Below are 9,228 nucleotides of genomic sequence, written 5' to 3'. Positions count from 1 at the left end.
ATAGAGTATGTTTGTTTGGGGTGCAAGATTGTAGAAAAAGTTCCCAAGGAAGTAGTGGAATACTTTGATATGATGGATGATGGAGATACATCAATACCACCTAGATTTAGCTGTGAGAGTTGTGGAGCAGAAATGTATCCCAAAGATTATATAGGAGTTCATGGAGAGCACTATAAAATATAAATGAATTTAAGTGCGCCGAATGGCGCTTTTTTTATATAAAAAAGTCAGCTAACTCTTATGAGTCAAGCTGACTTTTTTGGTGCCTATTTCCCGACAGCCCCTTATTTGTGTATAGCAACTTTTTATGATAATATGTCAATATTAAGAAAAAAATATTAGTGCTAAAATAACAATCTATTCTACAAAATTTTACATAGAGAATAAATTGTTTTTTTTTAGCATATATTGTATAATATTGAGGTGAGAAGTTTGTCGAAAGTGTTTAAATATTTCAGCTTAATTACATATATTGGAATACTAATGACCGCCTGTATAATGATAGGTTTTTATTTAGGAACTTATTTAGAAAGATTAACGGGAAGCTTTTTTCTTTTTATTTTAGGTATATTTCTAGGTATTGGTGCAGGTTTTTGGTCAGTCTATCAGTTGATTGCCAAACTGTAACTGGAGGTGGTGTAATTGCTACCTAAAGAAGTACATAATGAGTTTTTTAAAATTGCTAAACGGGTTGTTTTAGTAGTCGGTATCTTAGGATTTTCAGCCTTTTCTATAGGAAATATCGATGTAGCTGTAGGAGTTGTAGCAGGAGGAGTTATCAGCATTCTTAGCTTTAGGTTAATGGCCTTAGCAGCTTTGCAATTAGTAGAATTAAATGATCCCCAAAAAGCAAAGGCAAGGGCAATAATAAATTATTTGATTAGATATATACTATATGCAGGGGTATTGTATGTAGGGTTTGTAACTCCAGAAATAAATTTTGTAGGAATAGTAGTAGGATTATTAATGGTTAAGTTTGTAATACTATTTGATGGAGTATATTATTCCATTAAAAATTATATTCAAGAATTTTGGAAAAGACAAAAATTAAAGTATGAGAGGAGGGATAGTTAACTTATGGAAAGGATCCTTGACGGACCTCGAGTCTTTGATTTTTTTGGGATTCCCATCTCTGAATCTGTAATTGTAATGTGGATTGTCATGGCAATAATTATTCTCTTTGCCTGGATTTTAAGAAAAAGTATTACAAGTGAAGTACCATCAGGGATGCAAAACCTAGCGGAATTTATAGTAGAATCTATCAATTCCACAGTAACTTCGACCATGGGTGAAAGTAGAAGGGGTTTTGCACCATACATGGGAACTTTGTTTATTTTCATCGGCCTTGCCAATATTATAGGGATTTTTGGTTTAAGGCCTCCAACAGCAGATATCAATGTAACCGGTACATTGGCAGTTATGACCTTTGTGTTAATCCATTATTATGGTTTAAAAGTAAAAGGTTTTGGTCACATTAAAGGATTTGCTGAACCTGTTTTTATATTTTTACCTTTAAACATCATTGGTGAACTGGCAAAACCTGTTTCCCTAGCCTTCCGTTTATTTGGTAATATATTTGCAGGAACAGCAATTTTAGCAATGATTTATGATGTGGCACCCCTATTTGTACCGATTATTCCCCATTTATACTTTGATTTATTTGCTGGGTTACTACAATCATTTATATTCTTAATGCTTACAATGGTTTTCATTACTTTAGCAATGGATTAATGGTTTTTAACCTTTTTGAAAGGAGGGAAAAACATGGAACATACTTTACTAACTGTAGCAGCATTTGCAGCTTTAGGTGCTGGTGTTGCCGTTGTAGCAGGTATTGGTCCAGGAGTTGGTCAAGGTTACGCTGCTGGTAAAGGTGTTGAAGCTGTAGCCCGCCAACCAGAAGCCAAAGGTACTATAATCCAAACAATGCTTTTAGGTCAGGCTGTTGCTGAGACTACTGGTATCTACGGTTTGGTTATTGCCTTTGTGTTAATTGGTATTGTTAGAAGTATTATTGGATAGATTGGAAAGGGGAATTGGGGAGACCCAAATTCCCTTCCTGTTTATCTAAAATTTTATTACTAAGATAATCAGTGTGGAAACACATATTTATAATAACCTTCAGTGAAAGGAGGGCTTATTTTGTTAGAATATCTTTTTTCCACTGTATTTTTTACCCTTGTTTCTGTAGTTGGTCTTTTCTTAATTCTTAGATGGTTGTTATTTCGCCCTGTGACGGAAGTACTAGACCAAAGGGCTAATAGAATTAAATCTGATATTGAAATTGCCCGGAAGAATAGGGAAGAAGCTGAAAAAATTAAGGCAGAGTTAGAAGAAAGGTTAGAAAAGGCAAAGGATGAAGCAAAGGAAATCATCGAAAAAGCTGTATCAAGGGGTAATGAGGCAAAAGAGGAAATAATCAAAGAAGCGAAAAAAGAGGCTGAAAAAATCCTTGAAAGGGCTAGAAAAGAAATTCAACTTGAAAAAGCTAGAGCTGTTACACAGCTTAAAGATGAATTGGCGATATTATCTACTATGATCGCATCAAAAGTTATTGAAGAAAATTTAACTAAAGAAAAAAATGATCATTTAATTTCTAAAGTTATCGAAGGGATGGGAGAAAGTTATGAAAAGTACCATCGCTAATCGATATGCTTTAGGTTTATTTAAAATAGCAGAAGAAAATAATTTAGTGGATAGAATAACAGAAGATTGTCTCTTTTTAATGGAAGTTTTTAACACTACTCCAGAACTTCAAAGAATTTTCGAAAACCCTAAAATTTCTAAGGAAGATAAGCTATCCCTTATTAATCAGGGTTTGAAGGATAATCTACACCAGCACACTATTGCTTTTATAGCCCTAATGGTAGAAAAAGGTAGAGCTTCCCAAATAAAAGATTCTTTAGCCAGTTATGTTAATCTAGCAGAAAAAGCTAAAGGCTTAATTAATGTGGAGGTAACAACTGCCATTGAATTAGATGAGGAACAAATTCAAAGGCTAAGGGAAGGTCTAATTAAGATGACCCGAAAAGAAATAAATATCAAAAGTATAAAAGATCCTAGTATTCTTGGTGGAGTAATTATTAAACTAGGCAATAAAGTTATTGATGGTAGTATTAAACATCAAATAGATAAAATCAAAGATTCTTTGTTAAAGGCACAAGTAATGGAAGTTGAGGTGAGGGAATAATGAACATTAAACTACGGCCAGAAGAGATAAGTTCAGTTATTAAAAAACAAATAGAAAGCTATGGACAAAGCCTTGAAGTCGTGGATACAGGAACTGTAATTCAAGTAGGTGATGGTATTGCTAGGATTCATGGCCTAGATCAAGCTATGCAAGGAGAGCTTTTAGAATTCCCTGGAGAAATTTATGGAATGGCTCTTAACCTTGAAGAAGATAATGTAGGTGCAATAATTTTAGGTCCCTATATTGATATTAAAGAAGGGGATATCGTTAAAAGGACTGGAAGGATAGTTGAAGTTCCTGTGGGAGATAGCTTAATAGGTCGTATAGTTAATCCACTAGGTCAACCTATAGATGGAAAGGGACCTATCAACAGCAATAAATTCCGCCCTGTAGAAAGAAAGGCAACAGGGGTTATGAGCAGAAAAAGTGTACATGAACCGTTACAAACAGGTATTAAGGCTATTGATGCAATGGTTCCAATTGGTAGAGGTCAAAGGGAGCTGATAATCGGTGATAGGGGTACAGGTAAAACCGCCATTGCCGTTGATACTATCTTAAATCAAAAGGATACAGGAGTAATTTGTATTTATGTAGCAATTGGGCAAAAGAACTCAACAGTGGCAGGGGTAGTTAAAAAATTAGAAGAAGCAGGAGCTATGGATTATACAATCGTTGTTGCAGCAACTGCCAGTGAACCAGCTCCGTTACTTTATCTTGCCCCTTATTCTGGAACTGCCATGGGTGAAGAGTTTATGTACCAAGGAAAACACGTGTTAATTATTTATGATGATTTATCAAAACACGCTGCCGCTTATAGAGAGCTTTCACTACTTTTAAGAAGGCCACCAGGTCGTGAAGCATATCCAGGGGATGTATTCTATCTCCATTCTAGATTATTAGAAAGGGCAGCTAAACTCAATGATGAGTTAGGTGGCGGCTCAATTACAGCTTTACCAATTATTGAAACTCAAGCAGGTGACGTATCAGCATATATCCCTACAAACGTTATTTCTATAACCGATGGGCAGATATTCTTAGAAGGTGATTTATTTTATGCAGGTATCCGTCCAGCAATAAATGTCGGTTTATCAGTATCAAGGGTAGGTGGAAGTGCCCAAATTAAAGCTATGAAACAAGTTGCTGGTACTTTGCGTCTAGAACTTGCCCAGTATAAAGAATTGGCAGCCTTTGCTCAGTTTGGTTCTGACTTAGATAAAGCGACCCAAGCTAAATTGGCAAGGGGTGAAAGGTTAACAGAAATATTAAAACAAGGTCAATATCAACCTAAACCTGTATTAGAGCAAATCTACATAATCTTTGCAGGGGTTAAAGGTTATCTTGATGATATTGAAGTAAAACAAATTGCTCAGTTTGAAAGTGAATTCATTAAATTTATGAAACAAAATAAGGCAGAAATTGGAGAGGCCATAATGGCTGAGCAAAAAATCTCTGATGAAACTGAGGTTAAGTTAAGGGAAGCAATAGAAGAATTCAAAAAGATCTTTATTGGGGCTTAAGTTCCCGGTAAAGGGATGAGGTGATGCTATGCAAGGTATCAGAGATATTAAAAGAAGGATAAAGACAGTTACTAATACTAAACAGATAACCAAAGCTATGGAAATGGTGGCAGCGGCAAAACTACGTAGGTCTCAAGATAAAGTAATTCAATCAAAGCCTTATGCCGCTAAAATGCAAGAAGTTGTTGAAAGGGTATTGAGTAACAGTAGAGATTATACTAACCCAATCATTGAAGGGAATCCTCAAGGGAAACCAGCCTTTATTGTTGTAACTGCAGATAGAGGTCTTTGTGGTGGTTATAATGCTAATGTTCTAAGAACAGCTCAAAAAACCATCGATAAAGAAAATTCCTATGTAATAGTTGTGGGACGAAAAGCTAGAGATCTCATGAAAAAACAAGGTTACAATATAGTAGCGGAGTTTTTAGATATTGGTGATGAACCAAATTATAATCATGGTCAGAGAATCTATGGAACAGTTGCCCAATTATTAGAGGAAGGCCTTTTCAGTGAAGTAAATATAATTTATACTCAATTTATTAATGCCTTAACACAAAGGGTTGTAATTGAGAGACTGTTGCCAGTGGAAAGAAAAGGAGAAAAGATAAGTAACATTTATCTGTTTGAGCCTTCTGTAGAAGAGGTATTAGATAATTTGATACCTAAATATTTAACAGGTAAACTATATCAAGCACTGGTAGAATCTAAGGCGGCGGAACATGGTGCTAGGATGACTGCCATGGGATCAGCTACCGATAATGCATCTGAAATGATTGAAAAATTAACATTGACATATAACAGGGCCCGTCAAGCTTCTATTACCCAAGAGATCCTTGAAATTGTCAATGGAGCCAATGCTTTAGACTAGAAAGTGAAAGGAGGAAGGGCCAATGAATAAAGGTAAAATAACTCAAATAATAGGTCCAGTAGTAGATATTTCTTTTGCTGGTGGAAAATTACCGAAAATATACAATGCTATTGAAATACCATTAAATGTTAATGGTGATAACTCCAAATTAGTGGTGGAAGTTGCACAACACCTTGGAGATAATTCAGTAAGATGTGTAGCTATGGATAGTACTGATGGATTAGTAAGGGGTATGGAAGCTATTGACACCGGTGCTCCTATTAGTGTACCAGTTGGGAAAGAAACCCTTGGTAGATTATTTAACGTACTTGGTGAACCCATCGATGGCCAAGGGGAAGTAAAGGCTAAAGAAAGACATCAAATTCATAAAAGTGCACCATCATTAGAAGATCAAGACACTTCAGCAGCTATTTTAGAAACGGGAATTAAAGTTGTTGATTTGTTAGCACCTTATCCAAGGGGTGGTAAAATCGGTCTTTTTGGAGGTGCTGGTGTAGGTAAGACAGTACTAATAATGGAACTAATCAGAAACATTGCCACTGAGCATGGTGGATACTCAGTATTTACCGGTGTAGGTGAAAGAACTAGGGAAGGTAATGATTTATACTATGAAATGAAAGATTCTGGGGTTATAGATAAAACGGCCTTAGTTTTTGGGCAAATGAATGAGCCTCCAGGAGCAAGGTTAAGGGTTGCTTTAACAGGTTTGACAATGGCTGAATACTTTAGAGATCAAGAAGGTCAAGATGTTCTATTGTTTATCGATAATATTTTCCGTTTCACCCAGGCAGGTTCTGAAGTTTCTGCCCTATTAGGTAGGATGCCTTCTGCAGTAGGTTATCAGCCTACACTACAATCAGAAATGGGTCAATTACAAGAACGGATAACCTCTACTAAAAAAGGTTCAATTACTTCAATACAAGCAATATACGTTCCAGCCGATGACTATACAGACCCAGCACCTGCTACAACCTTTGCCCACTTAGATGCTACAACTAACCTTTCCCGTAGAATTGCGGAATTAGGTATTTATCCTGCCGTTGACCCCTTAGACTCATCTTCAAGGATTCTCGATCCTAATATTGTAGGGGAAGAACACTACAAAGTAGCAAGGGGAGTACAGCAAGTACTTCAACGTTATAAAGAGTTGCAAGATATTATTGCAATTTTAGGTATGGATGAATTATCTGAAGAAGATAAGTTAATTGTTAGTAGAGCAAGGAAAATTCAGAGATTCTTATCTCAGCCATTCTTCGTAGCTGAGGCCTTTACAGGAACTCCAGGTAAATACGTACCTTTGAAAGAGACAATTCGAGGATTTAAAGAAATTATTGAAGGTAAACATGATGATATTCCTGAAAGTTACTTCTACATGGCTGGAACCATTGATGAAGTTATAGAAAGAGCAGAAAAAGGGGAGTAATGCCTAATGAAATTTTTATTTGAGTTAGTCACCCCAGAACGGAAGGTCATGTCAGAAGAAGTCGATATGATTATGGCTAGGGCAGTAGATGGAGATATTGGTATTTTAGCTAACCATGCCCCTTTAGTTACAACAATTGACATAAGTCAGTTGTTGATTAAGAAAGATGGGAAAGAACAGTATGTAGCTATTGGTGGAGGTATACTAGAAGTTAGTAAAGAAAAAACTGTGTTACTTGCCGATACTGCAGAATTTCCCCATGAAATTGATATCAAAAGGGCTGAAGAAGCTAAGAAAAGGGCTGAACTTCGTTTAGAACAAAGAAGTGGAGAAATAAATGTCAAACGGGCAGAAATTGCCTTAAGAAAAGCTTTAACCCGCATCGAAGTTGCGGAAAAAGGTAAGTAAAGGTAGGAGGCTTATGTATGGATGAGAGGGATAAAATAAAGCATTTTGCTTCTAAAGATAAGCTTGAACAATACCTAATCCAAGGTAAAGGGATAGAGGAGTTTAAAAAACAGGAGAAATCCCTATTTTTAGGAGAATTTAGAGAAAGGGTGATTAAAGCCCTTTCCATCCCTCAACTCCATGAAGAAGGAACATACCCAGAAATAGAAGAAGCTATTAAAGATCCTCGGGCAAAGAAGCTAGTTATCAATAGAAAAGCAGACCTAAAAAAAGCTGCTGAGTATATTAGATTAGCAAAAGAATATAATCTCCAATTTACTACTGTTGATTCAGAAAATATCCAAGATCAAATTGGTCTTGTCGTTGCATCTGATCAAGGGATAGATGTGGATAACATTTATGTAAAAGAACGTAGTGAAAAACTAAGGGAGTTAGGACTGCCACAAGGGGTTATAGACAATCCTAAGGGTAAGCTTTGCAAAAAATGCTATGATGAAGTAAAAAGGTTAGCCCCTGAAGAATTAAAAAATTATCGACCCCTTTCCTTTTTTGACCGGATTTTAGGAGAAAAGTGTATAGGATGTAAAAAAGACAATGGTTAAAAAGCCATTGTCTTTTTTAGTTGTGCGCCCAGCATGTGCGTTAACTTGGCGGTGAAAGTCCGCTGTGGGCTTGGTAGTGGGAACCACTAGCCGAAGGCAAGGGTGTCCATCGTGAGGTGGAATCTGAAGGAAGCCCTAGGCAAAAATCCCGGCCTGAGGAACACGAACCACATATAAGGCTACCTAGGACGGACGAGTCTGCAACACAAGACGAAGTCCAACACTACCCGAATTCTAAGTAGTAAATGTGGCAGGTATATGGGACGAAGGTGAACGTACTTACCTGGGGAGGTCTCAAGGATAAGTTATGGAAATGAATTTTGAAATAACAACCCATGCAGTGATGTATGGCTGAACCTTGAGAAGTCAGCAGAGGTCATTGTACCGAGATAGATGCATATATCTTGGGAAGGACTGAACATTAAGGAGGATGAAGAATTTGAGAGGTTCAAAGGATATGCAAAGACAGCAGAAAACTTCATATGAAGGCTCTAGCGTAAATAATAGGATGGAATCCGAAGGTATACTAAGAGCGCCGAGCATACCTATGGCACCAACAAAGGAAACATCCAGTGCAGCAACTGATAATCTATTAGAAGTTATGCTAACAAGTAAAAACATACTTGAAGCCCTCAAACGGGTAGAGAAGAACAAGGGGAGCCACGGAATCGATGGAATGAAGGTTGATGAACTTCGACCTTTACTAAGAGAAAACTGGAGAACCATAAAAGATAGAATACTTGAGGGTACATACAAACCTCAACCTGTAGGAAGAGTAGAAATTCCCAAACCAGATGGAGGGAAAAGGTTGTTAGGTATACCAACGGTATTAGATAGGTCTATTGCATCAAGGTCTAGAGGCTGGCCAAGAATTATTAATCATTTAGCAACTAATGCACTTTTATTAGGATATCAGTTTAAAGCAAATATCATTAATGAAGAAATAGTATTTAAAGCTTGTGAGGAAACTGGACTATGATGGGTAAGTTAGTTTATTCTAAAGAGAAAGAATGTTGGTATTTCAAAGGAAAAGAAAATCGCTTTCCTATCAGTTGTGGAGAGCATCTTCAAATAAAAATTTTTAATAAGTATAGACCTTGTAGAGTGGAGTTAGCACATGATTGGTATGTAATATTAGATAATATCTCTTTTGTTTTATTTAAATCCTTTAGCTATGATGTTAAATATTATTAGGGGCTTTTTAGTCGCTTTTTCTTTTC

Annotated in this window: 14 protein-coding genes; all 14 read left to right on the top strand. The window is 36.5% G+C overall.

From position 1 onward, the window contains the following. The coding region (locus tag BMX60_RS10675; protein ID WP_242945762.1) for a hypothetical protein at positions 1 to 183 on the top strand (183 nt) is incomplete at its 5' end. 258 nt (positions 184 to 441) lie between these two features. Then, positions 442 to 627 carry an AtpZ/AtpI family protein gene (locus BMX60_RS10670; protein WP_242945763.1) on the top strand — a complete coding sequence of 62 codons (186 nt, stop codon included), beginning with the start codon at positions 442 to 444 and terminating at the stop codon, positions 625 to 627. 15 nt (positions 628 to 642) lie between these two features. Beyond that, positions 643 to 1,074, top strand: a complete 432-nt coding sequence (locus BMX60_RS10665) for an ATP synthase subunit I (RefSeq protein ID WP_091351436.1) — start codon at positions 643 to 645, stop codon at positions 1,072 to 1,074. Positions 1,075 to 1,077: 3 nt separating this feature from the next. Further along, positions 1,078 to 1,731: a F0F1 ATP synthase subunit A gene (gene atpB, locus BMX60_RS10660; RefSeq protein ID WP_091351435.1), complete on the top strand. Its 654-nt coding sequence runs from the start codon at positions 1,078 to 1,080 to the stop codon at positions 1,729 to 1,731. A gap of 33 nt (positions 1,732 to 1,764) precedes the next feature. Next, positions 1,765 to 2,022 carry an ATP synthase F0 subunit C gene (gene atpE, locus BMX60_RS10655; RefSeq protein ID WP_072906422.1) on the top strand — a complete coding sequence of 86 codons (258 nt, stop codon included), beginning with the start codon at positions 1,765 to 1,767 and terminating at the stop codon, positions 2,020 to 2,022. Between the two features lie 120 nt (positions 2,023 to 2,142). Then, positions 2,143 to 2,646 (top strand): F0F1 ATP synthase subunit B, encoded by a 504-nt coding sequence (atpF, locus tag BMX60_RS10650; RefSeq protein ID WP_177159789.1) that lies wholly within the window; start codon positions 2,143 to 2,145, stop codon positions 2,644 to 2,646. Next, complete coding sequence (gene atpH, locus BMX60_RS10645) at positions 2,627 to 3,190, top strand: ATP synthase F1 subunit delta (protein ID WP_091351433.1); 564 nt, start codon at positions 2,627 to 2,629, stop codon at positions 3,188 to 3,190. Before atpF ends, atpH begins: the two co-directional genes overlap by 20 nt. Before the next feature lie 5 nt (positions 3,191 to 3,195). Continuing rightward, entirely contained in the window at positions 3,196 to 4,707 is a 1,512-nt protein-coding gene (atpA, locus tag BMX60_RS10640; protein WP_091351438.1) for a F0F1 ATP synthase subunit alpha, read from the top strand. Positions 4,708 to 4,735: 28 nt separating this feature from the next. Continuing rightward, complete coding sequence (gene atpG / locus BMX60_RS10635) at positions 4,736 to 5,575, top strand: ATP synthase F1 subunit gamma (protein ID WP_091351432.1); 840 nt, start codon at positions 4,736 to 4,738, stop codon at positions 5,573 to 5,575. A gap of 22 nt (positions 5,576 to 5,597) precedes the next feature. Further along, on the top strand, positions 5,598 to 6,998 hold the full coding sequence (gene atpD / locus BMX60_RS10630) for a F0F1 ATP synthase subunit beta (protein ID WP_091351431.1): 1,401 nt from the start codon (positions 5,598 to 5,600) through the stop codon (positions 6,996 to 6,998). Between the two features lie 6 nt (positions 6,999 to 7,004). After that, positions 7,005 to 7,406, top strand: a complete 402-nt coding sequence (locus BMX60_RS10625) for a F0F1 ATP synthase subunit epsilon (RefSeq protein ID WP_091351430.1) — start codon at positions 7,005 to 7,007, stop codon at positions 7,404 to 7,406. Between the two features lie 17 nt (positions 7,407 to 7,423). Beyond that, entirely contained in the window at positions 7,424 to 8,008 is a 585-nt protein-coding gene (locus tag BMX60_RS10620) for a YueI family protein (RefSeq protein ID WP_091351429.1), read from the top strand. 439 nt (positions 8,009 to 8,447) lie between these two features. Further along, positions 8,448 to 8,987 (top strand): hypothetical protein, encoded by a 540-nt coding sequence (locus BMX60_RS12210; RefSeq protein ID WP_207648440.1) that lies wholly within the window; start codon positions 8,448 to 8,450, stop codon positions 8,985 to 8,987. After that, the gene (locus BMX60_RS10610) at positions 8,984 to 9,202 is read left to right on the top strand and encodes a DUF5348 domain-containing protein (protein WP_091351428.1); all 219 of its coding nucleotides are present in this window, start codon (positions 8,984 to 8,986) and stop codon (positions 9,200 to 9,202) included. Before BMX60_RS12210 ends, BMX60_RS10610 begins: the two co-directional genes overlap by 4 nt. Positions 9,203 to 9,228 lie beyond the last annotated feature (26 nt).

This window comes from Anaerobranca gottschalkii DSM 13577 (assembly GCF_900111575.1).
GTDB classification, from domain to species: domain Bacteria; phylum Bacillota; class Proteinivoracia; order Proteinivoracales; family Proteinivoracaceae; genus Anaerobranca; species Anaerobranca gottschalkii.
Note: the sequence above shows the minus strand (reverse complement) of the source record. Positions and strands in the feature narration are given on the sequence as shown.